This window comes from Rhodococcus sp. P4_C10 (genome assembly GCF_056402135.1).
On the sequence record NZ_JBFUHZ010000013.1, the window covers coordinates 49329 to 70741 of the forward strand.

19 protein-coding genes are annotated in these 21413 nt (G+C 70.0%); 10 read left to right on the plus strand and 9 right to left on the minus strand.

The features are described from left to right. Positions 1–334: 334 nt before the first annotated feature. Positions 335–877, minus strand: a complete 543-nt coding sequence (locus tag AC1DWC_RS11595) for a putative immunity protein (protein WP_477908167.1) — start codon at positions 875–877, stop codon at positions 335–337. 183 nt (positions 878–1060) lie between these two features. Between AC1DWC_RS11595 and AC1DWC_RS11600 the strand changes: the two genes are divergently transcribed. Continuing rightward, the gene (locus AC1DWC_RS11600) at positions 1061–1453 is read left to right on the plus strand and encodes a hypothetical protein (protein WP_477908169.1); all 393 of its coding nucleotides are present in this window, start codon (positions 1061–1063) and stop codon (positions 1451–1453) included. A gap of 3 nt (positions 1454–1456) precedes the next feature. Here the strand turns inward: AC1DWC_RS11600 and AC1DWC_RS11605 are convergent, their stop codons facing one another. Together AC1DWC_RS11605 and AC1DWC_RS11610 are read right to left on the minus strand one after the other, a co-directional pair. Beyond that, on the minus strand, positions 1457–2158 hold the full coding sequence (locus tag AC1DWC_RS11605) for a response regulator transcription factor (RefSeq protein ID WP_477908171.1): 702 nt from the start codon (positions 2156–2158) through the stop codon (positions 1457–1459). Continuing rightward, the gene (locus AC1DWC_RS11610) at positions 2151–3431 is read right to left on the minus strand and encodes a sensor histidine kinase (RefSeq protein WP_477908173.1); all 1281 of its coding nucleotides are present in this window, start codon (positions 3429–3431) and stop codon (positions 2151–2153) included. The genes AC1DWC_RS11605 and AC1DWC_RS11610 overlap by 8 nt, the downstream gene beginning before the upstream one ends. 109 nt (positions 3432–3540) lie before the next feature. Here AC1DWC_RS11610 and AC1DWC_RS11615 point away from each other — a divergent pair, with 109 nt between their 5' ends. The 3 genes from AC1DWC_RS11615 (at position 3541) to AC1DWC_RS11625 (ending at position 6840) form a co-directional block, all read left to right on the plus strand. Beyond that, the gene (locus AC1DWC_RS11615) at positions 3541–4290 is read left to right on the plus strand and encodes an ABC transporter ATP-binding protein (RefSeq protein WP_477908175.1); all 750 of its coding nucleotides are present in this window, start codon (positions 3541–3543) and stop codon (positions 4288–4290) included. Further along, entirely contained in the window at positions 4287–6218 is a 1932-nt protein-coding gene (locus AC1DWC_RS11620) for an FtsX-like permease family protein (protein WP_477908177.1), read from the plus strand. Before AC1DWC_RS11615 ends, AC1DWC_RS11620 begins: the two co-directional genes overlap by 4 nt. A gap of 106 nt (positions 6219–6324) precedes the next feature. Continuing rightward, on the plus strand, positions 6325–6840 hold the full coding sequence (locus AC1DWC_RS11625) for a hypothetical protein (protein WP_477908179.1): 516 nt from the start codon (positions 6325–6327) through the stop codon (positions 6838–6840). Between the two features lie 58 nt (positions 6841–6898). Here AC1DWC_RS11625 and AC1DWC_RS11630 read toward each other — a convergent pair whose 3' ends face one another. From AC1DWC_RS11630 to AC1DWC_RS11645, 4 genes are all read right to left on the minus strand, one after another. Then, complete coding sequence (locus AC1DWC_RS11630; protein ID WP_477908181.1) at positions 6899–8281, minus strand: DUF1214 domain-containing protein; 1383 nt, start codon at positions 8279–8281, stop codon at positions 6899–6901. Positions 8282–8485: 204 nt separating this feature from the next. Further along, the gene (locus AC1DWC_RS11635; protein ID WP_477908183.1) at positions 8486–8935 is read right to left on the minus strand and encodes an SRPBCC family protein; all 450 of its coding nucleotides are present in this window, start codon (positions 8933–8935) and stop codon (positions 8486–8488) included. A gap of 120 nt (positions 8936–9055) precedes the next feature. Next, positions 9056–9472 (minus strand): PaaI family thioesterase, encoded by a 417-nt coding sequence (locus AC1DWC_RS11640; protein WP_477908204.1) that lies wholly within the window; start codon positions 9470–9472, stop codon positions 9056–9058. Positions 9473–9727: 255 nt separating this feature from the next. Further along, entirely contained in the window at positions 9728–10477 is a 750-nt protein-coding gene (locus tag AC1DWC_RS11645) for a hypothetical protein (RefSeq protein WP_477908206.1), read from the minus strand. 214 nt (positions 10478–10691) lie between these two features. On the opposite strand from AC1DWC_RS11645, the gene AC1DWC_RS11650 reads away from it, so the two are divergent. Genes AC1DWC_RS11650 through AC1DWC_RS11660 form a run of 3 tightly spaced genes read left to right on the plus strand, consistent with a single transcriptional unit; the run spans position 10692 to position 14127 of the window. Then, complete coding sequence (locus AC1DWC_RS11650; RefSeq protein ID WP_477908185.1) at positions 10692–12152, plus strand: iron chelate uptake ABC transporter family permease subunit; 1461 nt, start codon at positions 10692–10694, stop codon at positions 12150–12152. 2 nt (positions 12153–12154) lie between these two features. Next, positions 12155–13264 carry a FecCD family ABC transporter permease gene (locus tag AC1DWC_RS11655; protein ID WP_477908208.1) on the plus strand — a complete coding sequence of 370 codons (1110 nt, stop codon included), beginning with the start codon at positions 12155–12157 and terminating at the stop codon, positions 13262–13264. Continuing rightward, entirely contained in the window at positions 13261–14127 is an 867-nt protein-coding gene (locus AC1DWC_RS11660; RefSeq protein ID WP_477908187.1) for an ABC transporter ATP-binding protein, read from the plus strand. The genes AC1DWC_RS11655 and AC1DWC_RS11660 overlap by 4 nt, the downstream gene beginning before the upstream one ends. A 27-nt stretch (positions 14128–14154) precedes the next feature. Here the strand turns inward: AC1DWC_RS11660 and AC1DWC_RS11665 are convergent, their stop codons facing one another. Together AC1DWC_RS11665 and AC1DWC_RS11670 are read right to left on the minus strand one after the other, a co-directional pair. Further along, positions 14155–16761, minus strand: coding sequence for a phosphatidylglycerol lysyltransferase domain-containing protein (locus AC1DWC_RS11665; RefSeq protein WP_477908189.1), 2607 nt, complete (start codon positions 16759–16761; stop codon positions 14155–14157). Continuing rightward, positions 16758–18068, minus strand: a complete 1311-nt coding sequence (locus AC1DWC_RS11670; RefSeq protein ID WP_477908191.1) for an alpha/beta hydrolase — start codon at positions 18066–18068, stop codon at positions 16758–16760. Before AC1DWC_RS11670 ends, AC1DWC_RS11665 begins: the two co-directional genes overlap by 4 nt. 136 nt (positions 18069–18204) lie before the next feature. On the opposite strand from AC1DWC_RS11670, the gene AC1DWC_RS11675 reads away from it, so the two are divergent. From AC1DWC_RS11675 to AC1DWC_RS11685, 3 genes are all read left to right on the plus strand, one after another. Next, positions 18205–18627 (plus strand): BlaI/MecI/CopY family transcriptional regulator, encoded by a 423-nt coding sequence (locus AC1DWC_RS11675; RefSeq protein ID WP_477839435.1) that lies wholly within the window; start codon positions 18205–18207, stop codon positions 18625–18627. A gap of 27 nt (positions 18628–18654) precedes the next feature. Next, positions 18655–19599, plus strand: coding sequence for a M56 family metallopeptidase (locus AC1DWC_RS11680; protein ID WP_072845238.1), 945 nt, complete (start codon positions 18655–18657; stop codon positions 19597–19599). A 281-nt stretch (positions 19600–19880) separates the two neighbouring features. Then, positions 19881–21413: DEAD/DEAH box helicase (locus AC1DWC_RS11685; RefSeq protein WP_477908194.1), on the plus strand; the 1533-nt coding region annotated here is incomplete at its 3' end.

Sequence of the window (21413 nt, forward strand, 5' to 3'; positions counted from 1 at the left end):
GTGGCCAGATGGCGGTTCTGTGATGGGTGTCGTCGCGCCGCGATCAGGACTCGCCCCGGGCATCCACCCGATCCAACGGGCCGTACCAGCGTTCCCGGGGTGTGGGCCGCCGGCAACGTCGCCGATTCACCTGCTCAGATGATCAATGCCGCAGGGGCCGGCACGAAGGCCGCCATCGCGCTCAACCACCACCTACTGGAGCAGGACGTCGCGCTCGCCGTCGCGGCAGTGAAGGCACCGCCAGCACCTTGAGTCAGGGCTCGTTTCCGAATCGAGCGGCGACTGCCGAACGCGCCCCGCCGAGTTGCCAGCTCACCAGCTCAGCGAGGAACCTCTACTCACTCGGCTGCCGAAGTGCCGCGTCCAGGGAACTCATGAGCTGCGCGACGCGATCCTTGCCCGCTGGAGCCACGGGATACCGGCCAAGGACATCAACCACAGTGGGGGCGGCGCGGCGTCCGGCCTGTGCGATGAGCTGGTTCCCGACGTCGGGATCGTCACCTGCGCTCAACTCGCCGATGCGCGCCGCGCACGCCGCTGCCCGCAGGATGTGACCGACCTGGTGTGCCTTGGCGATCGGATGCAGGTAAGCGGCAGCGGCCGCATCGCCAGCGGCGCGTGCCGCGAGACGCGCGGCCTCGGTGGATGCCACCTTCGCCGCGCGATGCGCGCCCACCGAAGTCACGCGCTGCAGGTTGGTCCGTCTCGCACCGTGCACGAACTCCCACGCTGCATCGATCGCCGCGCGGGGCCGAGGATCATCGGGCTGCGCAGCCTCGAACACCGCTAGAACTTCCTGGGCACTTTCCGCCACGTAGCGCGCGACAGCTCGAAGTTCGTCGGCGGTCAACTCAAAGTCGCCGGACACGGTCGTCATGACAAGAGCTTCCCACTTGGCGGCGACTTCCCCGGTTTGGTCTGCGCATCAACCAAAGCGGGGGCAGTCCCATTCAGAGCATGGGGACACCCCGTGGCAGTCACTCGAGGTCGGGCTGGCCCTACCAAGAAGACTCAGGTTCGGCGTATGTCGCACGCATCCGATCCTCGTTGGAATGGTGGCATGAACAAGATTCTTCGCCGCTGCGCCATCGGAACGGTTCTCGTCGCGAGCCTCGCCCTGTCGGGGTGTTCCTCGACTGAGCACTCTGAGCACGAGTCGTTCGCGTTCACCGGCACGACGCTCAACGTGGTACGTGACAATGCCAACATGCCCGTGACGGTGTCGGCGCACACCGGCGCCGTCGGGAAGGGCAGTGAGGTGATCGTTGAGGTCCGCACCCAGACCTTGGGAAAGCGTCCAAGGACTCCGGCCTGGTCGTTGACCGATGACACCTTGAACCTCGACAGCCCGTGCGGCGGCAGCGTCGTCGGGTACTGCGAGGCGAGTTATTCGATCGGGGTTCCCGTGGGAACGAAGGTGATGGTCAACGGTCGGCCGACGACGGTCGGCTGACCGTCAGTCCCCCTGTCCGCGTAGGTAGGTCAGCACTGCCGCGACGCGGCGGTTCTGGTCGTCGTTGGGCGGGAGGTCGAGTTTCATCATGATGTTGCCGATGTGCTTGACGATCGCCGCTTCGGAGACGTACAGGCGCCGTGCGATGGCAGCGTTGGATTGTCCTTCGGCCGTGACTGCCAGGACTTCTCGCTCGCGGGGGGTGAGACGTTGGAGTGGATCGCGGCGACGTCTGATCATTTGGTTGATGACGGCGGGGTCGACCGCTGTGCCGCCGGCGTGAACACGCCGGAGGGTGTCGGCGAAGTCGTTGATGTCACTGACTCGATCCTTGAGCAGGTATCCGATCCCTGCTCCGCCGGCGCTGTCGAGCAGCTCGGCGACGTAGCTCTGTTCGACGTACTGGCTGAGGACCACCACGGGAAGGGCCGGGTTCTCCTCGCGCAAACTGACGGCGGCAACGAGACCTTCGGATCGGTACGACGGCGGCATCCGAACATCGGTGATCACGAGGTCCGGATCGGTTTCCCGGCCCGCGACGATCAACTCTTCGGCTGTGCCCACCGCAGCGACGGTGACGAATCCGTTGCGTTCGAGCAGCATTTGGAGCCCCTCGCGCAGGAGCGTGTTGTCCTCGGCGAGAACGACGCGGAGCGGTTCCGGTATCGAGGACGACGCGCCTGTCCTGGTGATGGCTTCAGTCATTTGCCCGACCTTCCCCGTGCGCGGCAAGTGTGATGACGACGGTCGTCGGTCCGCCGAGAGGTGAGTCGATCACCAGGTCTCCGTCCAGTGCGGCGATGCGGTCAGCGATCCCGTCGAGCCCACCGTTCTCGTGCCGGCTAGTGCCGGCTCCGCCGCAGCCGTCGTCGTGGACTCTGATCTGTACGAGTTCGGGCTGAGGCCGGCGAAGAGTGACGCCGGTGTGGTTGGCCCCGCTGTGTTTGACGACGTTCGCGAGGAGTTCCGCTACGCAGAAGTACAGGTTGGTCTCAGTGTCGGCAGGCAGTCGGTCGCCGAGCTGATCGTCGACGGTGATGGGGACAGCAAAGGTGTCGACGAGTTCACCGACCGCCGCGCCGAGGCCGTGATCGATGAGTACCTGCGGATGGATGTTGCGCACGAACTGGCGTAGAGATTCCAGAGTCTGACGAGCCTGCTCCTGGGCGCGGGCCACGTCGTGGCGGCCGGGTGCATCGGCCGGCATCGCCGCAAGGGCGAGTCCCAGCGTCATGCTCACCGACAGCAGTTGCGGTTGGACGCCATCATGCAGATCGCGTTCGATGCGCCGGCGCTCGACATCGAAGGCCCGCACCAGGCGGGCACGCGATTGCGCCGTCACGCTCAGGTCGCGCTGCAAGCGCTGTTCCGGACGGGTCAGAACCTGAAGGACCAACGAGGCGTGAGCCCGCGCGACCACGGGTGTAGCGCAGACGAGACCTGCCAACACGACCACTGCAATGACGGCTGCCAGCAAGGATTGGGGCACGGTGCTCACCGTGAACGGTCCGACGACGGCCTGGTCACCGATCGCCGCCAGGAACGGGCTGATCAACGCGACCAACAATCCCACGACGATCAGAGCGGCAAGCACGGCAACGGCGCCGCCGAGCGTCAGCATGACGACCGTGTAGGCGAGCGGCCTGACCAGGGTTCGAGGCTCGCTCAATTGGGTCTCGGGGCGGCCCCCTGCTGCCAGGTCGAGCAGAGCCGCGGACCCACTCCAATCGGTGCGCGCGAGGACGACCGCGATGAGCGGAAGTCCCAGACCGAGCAGCGCCAAGCCCGCGACCAGGAGGGCCCCCACGCCGCCGGTGCCGCGCTCAGGACCGGTGACTGCGAGGACGATCGGTGTGCCCAGCAACGCAACTCCGGCTATCGAGGCGAGTGCCCGTGCGCCGGCGGCGGCGGTGTAGCGCACCCCTCGCCACCGCCCAATGGTCGGCAGCGCATCCGGTTCCAACTCCACACGGCTCACCTCCGCATCGTAAGGACAGGATCGCGAGGACACCGTAGAGCCAGCCATACCCTGATTGACCGGTCGGCCCTACTGCGCCGCACCGGTGCACCGCGGTGTGCTCAGTGCCATGAACGAACCAGCCCCGCACAGCACCGTCTTGCATCTCCGCGATGTGACACGCACCTACCAGTCTGGGAAGTCCACTCTCACGGCACTCGACCGCATCACGATCGGCTGCCGTCGTGGTTCCTGGACAGCGGTCATGGGCCCGTCGGGGTCGGGAAAGTCCACCCTGTTGAACTGCGCGGCCGGACTGGACACGCCTGACTCGGGACAGGTACTCCTCGGCGGCCGCGATATCGCGAGCCTCAGCGATGACGTGCTCACCCGGATGCGGCGCACCGCAATCGGTTTCGTCTTCCAGCAGTTCAACCTTGTTGCAGCCCTGACTGCGGCACAGAACGTCACTCTCCCGCTGCGACTGGCGGGACGCACGGATGCAGACGCTACCGCGGCAGAAGCCCTGGACGCCCTTGGCCTGCGTGATCACGTGCACCACAAGCCACGCGAGCTGTCCGGCGGCCAGCAGCAGCGCGTTGCCATCGCACGAGCCCTCGCGACCCGACCGAGCATCCTGTTCGCCGACGAGCCGACCGGTGCGCTGGACAGCAAGTCCGCCGGCACAGTGTTGGGCCTCCTTCGCGCCATCGTCGACCAGCAGGCGCAGACGATTCTGATGGTCACCCACGATCCCCACGCCGCGGCGCGTGCCGACCACGTGGCATTTCTTCGCGATGGCCGCCTCGTCACGACCTTGGACGGCGCGAGTGCGAATCAGATCGCGTCGACCCTGGCCGATCTCGAGACCCTGCGGTGATCCGCCTCGCCGTCCGCACCTTCTTCGACCGCTGGCAACTCTTCGTCGGGACAGTCCTGGCGGTGACCGCCGGTGTCGCCATCGTCCATGCCGGGATGACAATCATCCTCGGAGTCGAGAAGGCTGAGGCGCCAAGCGGTTCGACTCCTGAGCAGGCCGAGGCGTTCCGGCAAGCCGCCAACGGCGCCAGCACCCTGACCGGCATGATGGTGATGCTCGGAGCATTCTTGACGGTCTTCGTCGTCGGTTCGACCTTCAGCTTCGCTGTCGATCAACGCCGAGGAGACCTCGCGATCCTGAGGCTCAGCGGTGTCACTTCCCGCCAGGTAAGTGGGCTTCTGCTCGCCGAGGCGTTCCTCGCCGCCGTCCTCGGCACCGTGGCCGGCGCTCTGCTCGGGATCGGACTCACCGCTGTACAACGCGTCATCCTGACCTCGCTCGGCACCTTTCCGACCGGACTGGTGGTGCCCGTCCGGCCGGCGGTCTTGGTGCTCGATCTCGTGGTCGCAGTCACGGTCTGTCTTGCGGGCGCGTGGGGTCCCGCCCGCCGGGCCACGAAGATCAGTCCTCTGGACGCCCTACGCCGAAGCAACAGTGAGCAGCGTCTGATGACCACCCGCCGATGGACCGCCGCGGTCGTTGCCATCGCGCTGACCGCTGTCCAGACCTACTTCTCGGCGACCGCTGGAGGAATGCTGATCCCGCTGTTGCTCGGCATGGGAATCGTCATCACCGCTTCGGTGGCGATGAGCCGGCTGTCGCCGTTGCTCGTGCCGGCCGCTGCACGAGCACTCACACCCTTGGCACGCCGCTCACCAGTCACGGACCTCGCTGTCGCCAATCTGCGCGACGCCGTCCGCCGCACCGCATCGTGCGCCGCACCGATGATCGTGCTTGTCAGTCTCGTCATGGGGCTACAAGGGATCCTCGACACCCAGACGAGAGCCGCCGCCACCGAGGCCACCCACCTGCTGCGTGCCGATCTGATCGCGACAGGAGACGGCATCGACCTCGATGCGCTGCACACCATCGCCGGCGTCTCCTTGGCCGCGCCCGAGACCGTCGTGCCGCTCGCCGTTCAGCTCACCCGCGGCGGCGCCACCACTGACGGTCCGGGCACCGTCGTCGCGGTCGATCCCGTCGCCTTCCGAGCCACCCATCTTCAACGACCCGGTATCGGTGACATCGCCGACTTCGGTTCCGACAGCATCGTCTTCGGCCCGGGCCTAGACAGCACGATGGTCCACCCTCACTACGACGAGATCACCGTGACCATCGCCGGAGACACCGTCACGCTCTATGAGGCAGCCCGCTTGGGAGAAACCATCGCCGGGGTCGACGGCTTCTACATCGACCGCTCCGTTCTGCCACCCGACCTGCTCGACCGGCCTACCACCGTCCTCATCCAACTCGAGCCCGGAGCCGATACCGGCGTGGTCGAACGCGAACTCACCGCTGCAGGCGCGACCACGGTGCAAACGCCCGCAGAGTCCTCCGAAAGACAAGACAGCGTCAAGGACAGCGAGAACCGCGGAGTGATGGCCGCGATCGTTGGGCTCGGTAGCCTGTATGCCCTCATCAGCGTGCTGAGCACCATCGCAATCGCGATCGGTCTACGGCGGAGCGAGATGGCGACACTCCGACTCGCCGGCCTCACCCGGCGTCAGATCCAACACACCGCCGTCGTCGAAGCTCTCGCCGCGACCACAATCGGCCTCATCCTCGGCGCGATCGCCGCTGTCCTTGCTCTCGTGGGCCTCTGGGCCGCGACCTACCGCGTCTATGGCACCCCGGTGATCGCGATCCACTGGACCCTGCTGGGTGGCATCACACTGCTCACGGCCGCACTCACCACCATCACAGCGATCGTGGCCACGCGATCTGCCATCAAGACCCCGGCCATCCAGGCGCTCGGACGCCAGGAATGAAAGGTACACGCGCAGCCCCCGATGGACGCATCGACGCCGGACCACCGGCGCGAGTACCGTGACACAACAGCAGGGTCGGGGCAGGTCCCACGCGGAGGGTCACGCCATGCGCTGTAACAGAATTCGTCGTTCGGTCCTCGCCGGGGCCGTCGCGTCCGCGGCCATCCTGGCCCTTCCGCCCGGCTCGGCCGCCGCGGCAACAGCGAACCCGCCGCCGGATCCGGTGACGACCACGGCGTTCCAGGTTCCGGTCAGGTACGTCGCGGGATGCGGGCTGGCCGTGTGGATCTGCGTGCCGCAGCTGACGACGGTGACGCCGACTGCGGCGCCGAGTGCACCCGGTGCGGCGACCTTCGCGACGGAGCCCCCTCCGCCCGGGTTGTGGTGCCTCGACGTGTCGGTGCACTGGCTGAACCTGACCTCCGGCGCCGCCGGCACCACCGTGCTCCGACGCGTGACACCCGACTACAGTCGGCCCGTCGCGCCGGAGGACTCGTGCCGATACGCCCCCGCGACGGCGGCCACCGGCAGCGGCACGATCGCCGCGACCGCGACCGTCGGCATGTCCGGCGGCTACCTGATCACGGTCACCCCGGGGGTCGGAGTCTTCCCGGTCCCCTAGGTCGGAACAGCGCGCGAGAACAGAATCACCAGTGGCATTCTCGCTTCCACAATCGTCGTCAGCCCAGGCGGCGCACCGGAGGTGGCGTCCAGTCGCCGTCGAGAATCGCCTCGTCGGGCCAGTAGGCGCGCAGGTACAACGAGAAGTCGTCGGCGGGGGCGGGCAGCCAGTTGGTACGCATCGATTCGTCGGACGGCGGCTCGACGGACGCAATCAGGGTCAGGGACCCGTCGTCGTTGTAGCGGAGGTCGTCGTTCTTGGTGCCGAGGGAGTAGCGCCCGAGGCTGTTCGGGTTGAAGAAGTGGTGCTCGTTGTAGAGGGTCAGCGACCAGAACCCTCGGACCGGAGGAAGTCCACCGCCCGCGGGGAAGGTGACCGAGTAGGCGCGCGAACCGTTGATCCGTTCCCCGGCGTCGTCGAGGTCCTGGTAGAAGTACGCGGTCTCATTCGGGGTGTTGACGAAGATGTTTGCCTTGTCCATCGCGGTGCGGGAGAGGTAGTCGGTGCCGAAGGATGCGCCGTTTCGCTGGGTAGTCCAGTGATGGGCGCTGGGGACTCCGATGTTGCGGAACCGGAACAGTTCGGCGACAAGGGTGTCGTTGGCCTCGATCGCGGTCTGTCGCAACAGGTCCGCGATGTGCTCGGACTTGGCGGCGGCAGTCGTCAGTGATGCGAACCAGGCATACAACGCTTCCTCACCCGGGCGCGCCGGGACCTCGTCGAGGATGGCAGGGAACTCGGCGAAGAACTGTTCGGGGATGACGAACTGGGTTTCCTGCTCACCGGCGTTGCCCCCGCTGCTGCCCGGGAAGGCCGGGAGGGTGGACCAGTCGTGGGTCTGCATCTCCCCGGTGTAGTCGGCCAGCGGATACATGGTGACCTGGTTGAGCAACGGCTGGATCGCCGCCCGGTCGGTCGCGTTGTCGTCGAGAAAGACGCGCGGCAGCACGATCGCGACAGCCGTGTCGAAGGTGAAGACTTCCTCGATGCCGGGCGGAACGTCACCGGACCAGCCCGCCGGGGCGAGCAGGTACATGCCCGGCTTTGTGTCGTACATCGTTCCGAGACGGATGAATGACTCGGTGCGCTGGTCGACGCCCTGGTAGACCCAGAACCGGTCTTGGAAGTCAGGAACCTGGAGAACGGAGGGCCCCAGCGCGGCGTGGAGCATGCCGGCGCCGTACACGACATCCTGGTTCGGGCAGGCCACGTGCTTCTGGTCCGGGGAGATGTAGTCGTGCAGCATGCTCAGCCGACCGGGCGAGGAGGCGGGAACGACTCCGTCGATCAGGCCCGGGCCCGGGAGTTTCGCGAATACCAGATGCCGGTTGTGCATGTTCGCCATCGGCCACCCCCAGAGATAGGCCAGTCGGCCCAGCGTGCGGACGTAGTCATCGGTCAACTGTGTGCCGTCGAGCGGGCCACCGAGTGCATCAGACATGGCATAGCCTTCCTTCGCGAGTGCCCTCACCATGCCCGCAAAGGGTCCGGTCAATCCTCACCCAAGGCGGGTGAGGTCACCGTCGGTCGTGCGGAATCGCCTGCCTGCGAGAAACATCGACCGAACGCTTCGGCGACAACTCGACCGCTCGAATGAGTACGGGAGCTGAACGGTCCCTGGAGACCAGATCCGGCCGTCGCGCCCTCACTGGCCAAGGTCGTCGAGGACCTCACGAAGTCGCAACAAGGCGACCTTCCAACCCCGCTCCATGGCGTTGCGGGTCATCTTCTGCCGACGGTCGTTGATGTCGAAGCCCGTCTGCGTCAACAGCAGTCGGGTGCCGCGGCCCTGCGGCCGGATCGACCAGTCCACGACCCAGCGGGCGGGATGGTCGGCCCGCAGGTCGACCCAGCCGAGCGTCAACTGCTCGCCCGGCCGGGCCACCAGGACCTCGCAGGCAACCTCACCGGCCGGCCGGGTTGGCACCGCGAAGATGAAGTGCGTGCCGACCGACGCGGCGAACCCGGTCGGTCGCATCAGCCAACGCGCGAGCAGGTCCGGCTCCGTCAGCGCACGCCACGCGGCGTCCGGCGCCCGCGGGAGGAAACTGCCGATCTCGACCGCCGCGGGATCGAGCTCCGCGTCCGATGTCACGGGCGCACCTCCTCGCCGAATCCGAGCCTGCCGTCAGCATTCCACAACGGACACAGCCGAACTCGGCAAATCGGCCCGCGCCGGGCAGGGACCGCACCCGGAAGCGCGTCGCGGGTCCGCTCAGCGGCCGAGCACGCCCGGGTCGGTGACGTTGGCGAGGCGGACCTGCCCGCGGGCGACCAGCTTGTCCTCTTCGTCCTTGACCGTCACCTGCCACAGCTGCTGCGTCCGGCCGCGATGCACCGGCGTCGCCTCGGCGTAGAGGGTGCCGGTGCGGCTGGCACGCAGGAAGTCGGTGTTGTTGTTGACCCCGACGACGTGGCCGCGGTCGCCGATCCAGATGCTGCCGCCGATGCTGGCCAGGGTCTCCACGACCGCGCAGTGCACGCCGCCGTTCATCAGGCCGGCGGGCTGGTACAGCTCGGGACGCACGGTCCAGGTGGCCCGCACCCGGTCCGCGGTCAGTTCCTGGTACTCGAGCCCGAGCAGTTCGCCGAACCCCTTGTTGAGAAACGGCGTCGCGGTGGCGGGGTCCATGCCCGCGAGATCGGCGGGCAGGGTGGCTTCGCTCATGTCATGCTCCATCGTCCTTCGGCCACGACTCTCGGCGACCGCACTCCCCCTCAGTGCTACACGACCCACCCCGTGAGATGCCGACTGGCCCCGCACCTGAGGTGGTGCGAGGCCAGCCGTGGAATGGACCGGGAGTCACTGCAGCCCCAGGACTTCCGCGCGGTCCGATTGATCGTGTTCGAATCGAACTGTAGGCGAGGCTTACCTAATTTGCAAGGGTCAGCTCGCCATGGCCGGCACCCGGGGCCCACGGACGACCTGCCGGTCCGCCCGCGCCCGCACCGGGAGACCCGCCGCCTCGAACGCGTCGAGCAACCCCTGCCCGCGGCGCATCGCCACGGACTCGCCCACTCCGCCGAGGATCGGCACCAGCGTCGCGGCGCCGAGCACGGCCTCCCCGACCAGCGCCCAGCAGCGCGCGCGGTCGACCGGGACCACCTCGTCCAGTGCATCGAAGACCGCCGCGCGCGCGAGACGGCAGCGGCCCGCGGTCCACACCAACAGCGCCTCCTCGCACGGGAGCGTGACCGCGGACGGCGTCCCGGCCCAGCGGTCGCCGGGCAGCACCCGCAGCACCGGATCGGCCACACCGGCCCAGTCGACCGCGCCGTCGCTGTCCATGTGCAGCGACAGGTTGTCGAGGCCGGTGTCCCAGGCCCGCCCCTCGAGCATCACCAGCGCGGCCACCCGGCCCACCACCGCGTGAATCAACGCGGTCGCCACCGCGGCACCGGCCGCCTCGCGGTTGCCGACGTCCTCCGCCGCGCGGTCGACCATCCGGTCGAGACGGTCCCCACGGATCCCCTGTCGCAGCGCCCACCAGCGACGGCGGGGCTGCTCGGCCATCAGCGCCACCGCGTACACCCGCGGGTAGTCGCGGTAGATCCCCCGCAGCCGCGCGCACGACTGCGCGAGGGCGGCACCGACGTCGTGCGCAGAGTCCGGACACTCCGACGACGGGGCGGTCACCGGGCGCGAACCCAGCCACCCTCCGGTCGTGGGGTTCTCGGTCACTGCGATATCGAGCACTGCACACTCCTCGGTCGTCGACACTCCGGACATTGAACGTAGGTTAGCCTAACCACAACAGTAAATGGAGAACGGAACCGGCGTGCCCCCGGGGGCAAGGGTTCCGTAACCTAATCTCCGTAGCCTCGCGCCTCGCCGATCAGGAGCCCCGACCGTGACCCTCACCCCCGCACCCCGTGCGGCGACCACGCGTGCGCCACGCTCCGAGACCTACGGGGCGCTCGACGTCCCGCGGGGCCCCGCGCCGCTGCGCGGCCGGCTCGCGGCCGGCGCCCTCGACCTCGCGATCGTCGCGATCCCCCTGCTGATCGGCTGGGTCGTCGTCGACTCGCTGCGCGACGCCAACGGCGGCGGGCAGATGGACCGGGTGGTGTTCGGTGCGGTCGCGCTGACCGCGAGCCTGGCCCTGCTCGTCTGGAACCGCGGCATGCGCGAGGGCCGCACCGGCCAGAGCCTCGGCAAGGACTGGCTCGGCCTGCTCACCCGCGACGCCGTCACCGGCGCACCGCTGGGCACCCGGCGGGCGTTGTTGCCCCGCACCGGCGTCGAGGTCGTCCGCGAGCGCACCGCCGCCGCGGAGGGGTTCACCCCACTGCCGGTCGACACCTCGCTCGCGGCACTCCGGCGCAGGCGACTGGTCGGGCTGGCGGCCCTGACGATGCTGCTGGCCGCGGCCGTCCTGGCGAGCATCGCCGTCGGGGCCCGTCCGATGGACTTCGCCGAGATCTTCCACGCCCTCTTCACCCCCACCGGAACCGACACCGACCTGGTGGTGCGAACGCTCCGGGTGCCGCGGACCGCGCTCGGACTGGTCGTCGGCATCGCCCTCGGCGTCGCGGGAGCCCTGATCCAGGGTCACACCCGCAACCCCCTCGCCGACGCCGGACTGCTGGGGCTCAACGCCGGCGCCGCGCTGTTCGTCGTGCTCTCGATCTACCTGTTCGGCCTCGCCGGTCCGAGCGAGTACCTGTGGTTCGCGTTCGCCGGTTCACTCGCCGCGAGTGTGGTGGTTTTCGGCATCTCCTCGGTCGGCAACGGCCGGTCCAGCCCGCTGAGCCTGGCGCTCGCCGGCGCCGCGGTCGCGATGTTCCTCGGCGCCATGACGCAGACGGTGATCCTGCTCGACCAGACCAGCCTCGACGGCTACCGCTTCTGGGTGGTCGGATCGGTCGCCGGACGCGGGCCGGAGGTGCTGTGGCAGGTGCTCCCGTTCCTCGTCCTCGGCGTGGTCATCGCGATCGCCAGCACCCCGAGCCTGAACGTGCTCAGCCTCGGCGACGAGGTGGCCCGCGGCCTCGGCACCAACATCCTGCTCAGCCGCACCGTCGGCATCCTCGCGATCACCCTGCTGACCGGCGCCGCCACCGCGGCGTGCGGCCCGATCGCGTTCGTCGGCCTGGTGGTGCCGCACGTTGCCCGCTCGATCACCGGTCCCGACTACCGCTGGCTGGTCCCGTACGCCGGGCTGCTCGGCGGGATCATGATCCTGCTCGCGGACGTCATCGGCCGCGTCGTGGTGCGACCCGGCGAACTGCAGGTGGGCATCGTGCTCGCACTGATGGGTGCCCCGTTCTTCGTCGCGCTGGTCCGGCGCAGGAAGCTGGTCTCGCTGTGAGCCTGACCGACATCGACGTCCCCGGCGACGCGACCCCGGCCGCGCCCGTCCCGACCACCGTGCCCTCCCGCCCGGCGTTCCGGGTCGGCCGGCTGTCCCTGGTCCGGCGCACCGCGATGACCGCCGTCACCCTCGGCCTGCTCGCGCTGGCGTTCCTGCTGCTGTGCGTGAACATCGGCCGCGGCGAGTTCAGCATCCCGATCCCCACCGTCGCCGACATCCTCTTCGGCGGCGGCACCCGGATCGAACGGTTCATCGTGATGGACGTGCGACTGCCGCGGGCCCTGACCGCGCTGCTCACCGGCATCGCGCTGGGCATCTCCGGGGCCATCACCCAGTCCATCCTGCGCAACCCGCTGGCCAGCCCGGACCTGCTCGGGATCACCGCCGGGGCCAGCGCGGCGGCCGTCACGCTGATCGTGGTCGGCGGCGGCGGCACCTTCGTGGGTGCGCTCGCCGTGCTGGGCATCCCGCTGGCCGCCCTCGTCGGCGGCATCGTGACCGCGCTGGCGATCTACGGGCTGTCCTGGCGCGGCGGGGTGCAGGGCTACCGTGTGGTGCTGATCGGCATCGGCTTCAACGCCGCGCTGATCGCCGCGATCCAGTGGCTGCTGATCTCCGCCGACATCAACGACGTGGCCCGGGCGCAGGTCTGGCTCAACGGCTCGCTCAACGGCAGCGACTGGGCACAGGTGTGGCCGGTCGCGATCGGCGTCGCCGTGGTCGGCACCGTCGCCGTCCTCTCCTCGTTCACCCTCGGCGCGCTGCGACTGGGCGACGACAACGCCCGGGTCCTCGGCGTCCGGCTACAGGCCGGTCAGGGGGTGCTGCTGCTGGCGGCGGTGGCGCTGGCCGCCATCGCGACGGCCGCCGTCGGTCCGATCGGCTTCGTCGCGCTGGCCGCGCCGCAGCTGGCGATGCGGGTGCTGCGGACCCCCGGGCCGCCGATCCTCGCGTCCGGGCTCATGGGCGCGGTCCTGGTCGTCGGCAGCGACGTCATCGCCCGCACGATCCTGCCCGTCGAGCTGCCCGTCGGCATCGTCACCTCCGCGCTCGGCGGACCGTTCCTGCTCTACCTGCTCGTCCGCACCAACCGAAAGGTCTCCGTATGACCGAGCCCGCCACCCAGGCACCCACCCGCCTGGCCGCCGAGAACCTGACCGTCGGCTACGGCGACCGGATCATCGTCGACGGACTCGACCTGGAGATCCCGACCGGCGTGGTCACCACGGTGATCGGGCCCAACGGCTGCGGCAAGTCGACCCTGCTGCGCACGCTGGGGCGGCTGCTCAAGCCCAAGTCCGGGCAGGTGCTGCTCGACGGCAAGGCGATCTCGAGTCTCAAGACCAAGGACGTGGCCCGCACCCTCGGCATGCTGCCGCAGGCCCCGGTCGCCCCCGAGGGCCTGACGGTCGCCGACCTGGTGGCCCGCGGACGGCACCCGCACCAGTCGTGGCTGCGACAGTGGTCCTCCGACGACGAGGGCGAGGTGGCGCGGGCGTTGGCACTGACCGGCGTCTCCGAGCTCGCGGACCGGCCGGTGGACCAGCTCTCCGGCGGCCAGCGGCAGCGCGCCTGGATCTCCATGTCGCTGGCGCAGGGCACCGACATCCTGCTGCTCGACGAGCCGACCACCTACCTGGACCTGGCGCACTCCATCGAGGTGCTGGACCTGGTGGACCGGCTGCACGAGGAGATGGGCCGGACCGTGGTGATGGTGCTGCACGACCTGAACCTCGCGGCCCGCTACAGCGACCGGCTGATCGTCATGTCGGAGGGTGCGGTCGTCGCCGCGGGTACCCCGAGCGAGGTGATCTCCCCGGAACTGCTGCTCGAGGTGTTCGGCCTGGAGGCCCGGGTGATCGAGGACCCGGTCGCGGACCGGCCGCTGATCGTGCCGATCGGGACCCGGCACGTGTACGGCACCGTCGGCGGGTCCGCGGCGACCGTGGCGGCGGCCTCCGCGTCCGCCTGAGGTCACCTGCTTTCTGACGGTTCAGTCCTACCCGCGCCCGATCATGGTGCGCACCAACCGGAAACCCTGACCCAACGAGACGTCCGGCAGGTACGCCCGGCCGATCGCGTTGCCGATGCTCGGCAGCGCCGCCGGGTCGGGGAAGGTCATGTACATCGGCACGTACTCGGGCTGGAACTTCGACTTGAAGGCCAGCAGGGACCGGAACCCGTACACCGGTTCCAAGGTCCGGCCGAGCACGTCGAGGACCCGGTCCATCACCGCGCCGAGCGCCCCGCGCTCGCGTCGTTCCTCCTCGGCGGCCTCGTCGGCGGCGCCGGTCTCGTCGACGTCGTCGGCGTCGGGGGCGTCGACCTTCGCCAGCGGCGCCCCCGACAGGCTGACGAACTCCGCGCCCTCCTCCGCCAACAGCAGTGCCGCAGAGGCGATCAGGAACTCCATCGCCGGCCGGAAGCCCTCGGCGCGCCTGCGCATGAAGTCCAGCGTCCAGCCGACCACGCGCCCGTCGCGGTACACCGGCATCCACGAGGTGACGCCGTGCACGGTGCGGTCCGCGTCGACCGCGATCAGGCAGCGCACCTGCGGGTCGTCGATCTGCTCGACGCCGCCGAGGGTGAAGCCCATCTCGGGCATGCCCTTGTCCGCCACCCACTCCTCCGAGATCGCGTTGACCTGGTCGGTGAGCGAGAGCGGCGCGTGCGGGTACTCGATCCACTCGGCGTGCACCCCCGACTTCTTCGCCCGGTTGAGCGCGGTGCGCACGTCCTGGAACCGCTTGCCGGTGAAGGCCAGGCCGTCCAGTCGCAGCACCGTCTCCTCCGCGACCTGGAACCCGCCCCACCCCATCGAGTCGGTGACCGCGCGCAGTTCGCCGGTCACCGAGTAGAAGCACGGCGTCCAACCCTGGGCGGCGGCGAACTCCGCGAAGTCGGTGACGTAGGCGCGCAACCTCTCCCGGGGTCCGACGGGGTCGCCGGTGGTCAGCGCCACACCGCCGATCACCCGGTAGGCGACGTAACCGGCGCCGTCGGGGCTGAACCAGTACCGGTTGCCCCGCCAGGTGGTCATCCAGGACAGCGCGCTGCCCCCGCTCGCCCGCAGCAACCGGCGCGCCCGCTCGGTGTCGTCGGTCGCGGCACCGTAGGCCGGGGCGAGGAAGGTCGCCAGCACCACCACGCACAGCACCACCCAGAACACCACCCCGGTCCACTCGAAGAGCAGGGTCGTGGCGCGGCTGTCCGGCAGGAACTCCGGGTCGAGCCACTGCAGGTACACCGGGGGGACCAGCCGCTGCGGAAAGTCGGCGAGCAGCGCCAGCACGGCCGGTTCGTGGTCGAACCCGTCACGCACCAGGTACCCGACACCGACGTACACCGCGGCCAGCCCGACGGCCGTCGCCAGCACCACCCGCACGCAGCGCCGGTAGGTGCCCGCCGGCGCGGACACGTCGAAGAAGCGCTTGGTGGCCAGCAGCACCACCAGCACGGCCAGCGGGGTCAGGAACGGCGCCAGCGTCCGGTACAGGTTCGGCGTGTGCGGGCCGTAGTACAGCGACCGGGTCCCGTCCTGGCCGAGGAAGCGGACCGCGAAGTTGGCCAACGAGAGCCCCAGCAGCGCGACCTGACCGAACACCGACGCCCCCCACGCGAAGCGCCGACCGCGGCGCAGGCCGTCCGCGAGCACCAGCACGAACAGCGTCGGCATCAGGCTCAGCACCGTCGGGCCGATGCCGCCGAGCCGCAGCGCGAGCAGTCCCCGTCGGCAGTCCTCGGCGGCACGCGACTGCGCGCACAGTTCCCGGACCTCCGCCGGCGACCAGTCCGCACCCCGGAAGAGCTCGCGCAGCACCGCCAACGGCCCCACCGCGTGCGGCGACAGCGCGGCCAGCGCCGGGCCGATCGCCGCGGCCGCGACCACCAGCGCGACGAGCACCCGGCCCTCGCGCCTTGTGCCGGCCAGTCGGTCGCCGCGCGCGGACCGGCCGACGATCGCCGGGCCGAGCAGCAGCCCGACCGTCGCGGACGCCAGCAGGACCAGGTCGTGCAGGTGCCCGCTGAACAGTGCGAGGGTGAGCAGCAGCGCGAACAGCCCCACCCGGATACGACGACGCCAGAGCGTGTTCATCGCCGAACTGGCCACCAGCACGACGCCGACCACCCAGGTGCTCGGGCCGACCGCGACGCCGATGTGCAGGCGCAGCCCCCAGTCCCAGTCGACCTGCCGCACCAGCACCGCCACCCCGAGGGCGACCGCCGAGCCGAGCACCTGGGTGGAGAGGGCCGCGACGGCGAACCGCCGCGAGCCGATCCGGTGCTCGAGCGGCGCGGCCACCAGCACCACGAGCACCGTCGTCGCCACATAGCCGACGACGCCGTCGGCCCACAGCCCGGAGGTCAGCGTCACCCACAGCCGGCCCTCCTGCAGCGCGACCACTCCCGCGGCGAAGTGCCGGTCGACGAACTGCGACGGCCCCGACACGACGCTGGACGTGGCCAGCCCCAGCACCCAGATGCCGACCAGCAGCCCGAGGCTGACCGGCGCACCGGACGCCCCCGACCGGGCCAGGTCCGCCAGCCGCCGGGCCTGTCGGCCGGGGGCGGACGCCGCGACGCTCGCGCGGTCGAGTCCGCTCACGAGGTCAGACCCAGCCGCTGTGCGAGCCAGCCGAGCTGACCCTCGAGCCCGGCCGACCAGACGGCAAAGCTGTGCCCGCCGGGCACCTCGACATATCGCACGTCCATGCCTGCCTTCCGTGCCGCCTCGTAGACCTTCCGCTGCCCGGGCTTGAAGTCCCGGTCGTCGCCGCCGACCACGAACACGCCCGCGGAGTCGGGGTACGGGTGGGCGGCCAGCAGGTCCAGCGGGTTCACCGCGGCGAACTTCGCCGCGTCGCCGCCGAACGCGGCGGCAAGGGTGCGGTCACGGTCGCCGAGGGTGGGTTCCTCCTGCCCGGACAGGTCGAGGAACGTCGGGTAGCGCTGCGGGTGGTTGGTCGCCATCTGCAGCGCGCAGGTGCCGCCGTAGGACAGGCCGCCGATCGCCCAGGCGCGCGGATCCGCGTTCACCTGCAGGTGCGAGATCACCCAGTCGGGCACGTCCTGGGCCAGGTAGGTCGCGACGTTGCCGAGGCTCGAGTCCACGCACAACGGATTGCCGAACTGCGATCCGGTGGCGTCGGCGACCACCACCACCGGGGCGAGGCCGCCGTGTGCGGCCGCGAAGGTGTTCATCGTCTGCACCAGCTTGCCGCCGGCCAGCCAGTCCTGGGGCGAGCCCGGCTGCCCGGCGAGCAGGACCAGCACCGGCAGCACGGGCCGAGGGTCGGCGAAGTAGGCGGGCGGCAGGTAGACGACGGCGTCCCGGGCCCCGAAACCCGAGACGGTGCCCGGGATCGGCGCCGTGACGACCCGGCCGCCGGACGGCAGGTCCGCGGGCGGCTGCCACACCGCCGCGAGCGGGGTCCCGGTCACCGGGTCGGGGGTCGGCGGCGGCACGTCGGCGAGGGCGATCCGGTTCGGGTCGGGCAGGCCCAGCGCGTCCCGCACGGTGGGGTAGGCGTCGAAGACGAGGTTCACCTGGGCCGCGGACACCGCGACCACCGCGACGGCGGCCAGGACGGCGACCGCCGAGCGCCGCAGCCGCCGGTCCGTGGCCACTCGCACCCCCGCCAGCAGCAGCGCCCACGCCCCGAACCCGATCCAGACGTAGATCTCGGTCTCGATCGGGTCCGGGAACGGCCGCCACCACCGCTCCACGACCACCCAGCCCACCAGGGTCAGCGCCAGGGCGACGGTGGCCGTGATCGGGACCGCGAGCCTGCGGTAACGCCGTGTGTCGGCGGTCGGCGCGAACAGCAGCCACAGGCCGCCGACCACGCCGAGCGCGGCGAGAATCCACGGGACCGGACCGGAGATCAGTGACGTGCGCCACAGCCAGTCCACAATCTTCCCCCTTCGGCGGGTGTGACCTGCACAATATGCGGCGCCGACACGTGCCGCGCCCTCAACACCTTTACACCGCAATAGTTACTACTGCGAGTAGTACGCATTTGCGTCGGACGGTCCGTAGACTGGTCCCATGGCAGGCCTTGGTGAACTCGAACGAGCAGTGATGGACCACCTGTGGTCCAGTACCGAACCCCAGACCGTGCGGCAGGTGCACGAAGCCCTGGCCGCCCGGCGGGAACTCGCGTACACGACGGTGATGACGGTCCTGCAGCGTCTCGCGAAGAAGCATCTGGTGACCCAGCAGCGCGACGACCGCGCCCACCGGTACGCACCCGTGCACGGCCGCGACGAACTGGTCGCGAGCCTGATGGTCGACGCCCTCAAGCAGGCCGACGAGTCCCAGGGCCGCGCCGCCGCACTGGTGCACTTCGTCGGGCAGGTCAACGCCGACGAGGCCGCGGCACTGCGCGAGGCCCTCGCCGCACTCGAGGCCTCGGACGCCGCCAAGCGCGGACTCAGGAGCGTGCCAACGGGGACCGACCGCGCCAGCTGACCGCGCATGTCCGATGATGGGTAGGTCATGAACCCCACCACCGCGCTGGCGTTTGCCCTGACGGCCCTGCTCCTCGCCGGTCCGGTACCCGCCGTCCTCGCCCGTGCCGCCTGGCCGTACCGGGCGCCCCGCGCCGCCCTGGTGCTCTGGCAGGCGATCGCGCTGGCCGCCGTGCTGTCGGCCTTCAGTTCGGGCCTGGCGATCGCCTCGCGGCTGTTGGTCCCCGGACCCGACGGCCGCCCGACCACCGCACCGCTGGAGGAGATCGACGCGCTCGGCATGCCGTTGTGGCTGCTGTACGTGGTGGTCTTCGCGATCACCCTGTTCATCGGCGCCCGGCTGATCTTCTCGATCGCCTCGGTGGCGGTCCGCACCCGACGCCGGCGCGCGCGGCACCGGATGCTGGTGGACCTGCTGGACCGACGCGACCCCGAGCGCAGTCGCACCTCCAACCTGCGGGTGATCGAATCCGCCGAGCCAATCGCCTACTGCCTGCCCGGGCTGCGGCAGCGGGTGGTGCTCAGCGAAGGCACCCTGGCGAACCTGAGCCGCGACGAGGTCAAGGCGATCCTGATGCACGAGCGCTCGCACCTGCGGGCGCGGCACGACCTGGTCCTCGAGGCCTTCACCGCGGTCAACACGGCCTTCCCGCTCGTGGTACGCAGCAAGTCCGCGCTCGGCTGCGTGCAACTGCTGGTGGAGATGCTCGCCGACGACTCCGCGGTCCGGGTCACCGGACCCACTCCCCTGGCCCGTGCCCTGGTCGCGTGCGCCGGGTCCAGCACCCCGGTGGGCGCGATGGCCGCCGGCGGCCCGCACACCCTCACCCGCATCCAACGGCTGTCCGACACCGAGTCGGCCACCTCGATCGCGATCGCCGCGTACCTCGCCTCCGTGGCCATCCTCGTGGTGCCGACCGTCGCGGTGGCAGCACCCTGGCTTACCGAACTCAGCCGACTTTTCGACGTGTGAGTGCCGCCTTCGGCCGGCAGTAGTCCACGTCACAACACCTCTGACGTGTAGTTTTTCCTCTTCTGCCGTACAGTGGACAGCGGCCGCACACGTGGCCCGATTCGACAATCGATCGAATCCGCTAATTTTCAGGCACTAGCCATTCACTCCGAGCCCGCCATATTGGCCAGGTTCGGCAGGCATGACGTGCCAGGCTCGTCTCTTTGCGTGCTGCATGACAGCTCGCGCTCCGCGACGCGCCCGATGTCCGGAGAGGTATCTGCGTGACCAACGCTGTCCAAATGTCTTCTGCTGCCCAAGATGAGGCCGCAGTTCCCACCCCCGACGAGGCCGTCACCGTCGCAGCCCCCGAGGCTGCCGCCGACGAGACCGCCACCGTCACCTTCGCCGAGATCGGCCTGCCCGCGGCGGTCGTCACCGCGCTCGCCAAGAACGGCATCACCGTGCCGTCCCCCATTCAGGCCATGGCCGTCCCGGACGCCATCGCCGGCCGAAATGTGCTCGGCCGCGCGCAGACCGGCTCCGGCAAGACCCTCGCCTTCGGCCTCCCGATGCTGGCCCGCCTCTCCCAGCACGAAGACCGCCCCGCCGCCAAGCGCCCCCGCGCCCTGGTCCTGGTCCCCACCCGTGAGCTCGCGATCCAGGTCGTCGACTCGCTGTACCCGTACGCCTCCGCGGTCGGCGTGAACGTGCGCGCCGCCGTCGGCGGTATGCCGTTCACCAAGCAGGTCGAGCAGCTGCGCCGCGGCGTCGACATCCTCGTCGCCACCCCGGGCCGCCTCGGCGACCACCTGCGGCAGGGCACCTGCATCCTCGACGAGGTCGAGATCACCGCCCTCGACGAGGCCGACCAGATGGCCGACATGGGCTTCCTGCCCGAGGTCCGCTCCATCCTCGACGCGACCCGCGCCGACGGTCAGCGCCTCCTGTTCTCGGCCACCCTCGACCGCGAGGTGCAGTCGCTGGTCCGCCAGTTCCTGGCCGACCACGTCACGCACTCCACCGAGGACGGCAAGGCCAGCGTCGACACCATGGAGCACTACGTGCTGCTGGTCGAGCGTGGCCAGAAGGACGTCGTGCTCGCCGAGATCGGCGCCCGCGAGGGCCGCACCATCATGTTCGCCCGCACCAAGCTGGGCTGCGAGGGCATCACCGACCGCCTGCGCGCGGTGGGCATCCCCGCCGAGTCGCTGCACGGCGGCAAGGCCCAGAACCAGCGCACCCGGGTCCTCGACCGGTTCAAGACCGGCCGCACCCCGGTGCTGGTCGCCACCGACGTCGCCGCCCGCGGCATCCACGTCGACGGCATCGACCTGGTCGTGCACGTCGACCCGCCGGCCGACCACAAGGACTACCTGCACCGCGCCGGGCGTACCGCCCGCGCCGGCGAGAAGGGCACCGTCGTCGCGATCGTGCTGCCGAACCAGCGTCGCCTGGTCCGCAAGCTCACCGGCATGGCCGGTGTCGACGCGACCGCCGTGAACGTCGCCCCGGGTTCGGAGGAACTGGCCAACATCACCGGCGCGAAGGCGCCGAGCGGTGAGCCTGTGCGCGAGCCCGCCTTCAAGAACGACCGCCGTGAGCGTTCGTTCGGTGACCGTCCCCGTCGTGACGGCGGCGGCTACCGCGGCAACAACGACAGCGGCGGCTACCGCGGCGATCGCCCACAGCGCAGCTTCGGTGACCGCCCGCAGCGGTCCGAAGGCGGCTACCGCGGCAACAGCGAGAACCGTTCCTACGGCGACCGCCCGCAGCGCACCGAAGGTGGCTACCGCGGCAACAGCGAGAACCGTTCCTACGGCGACCGCCCGCAG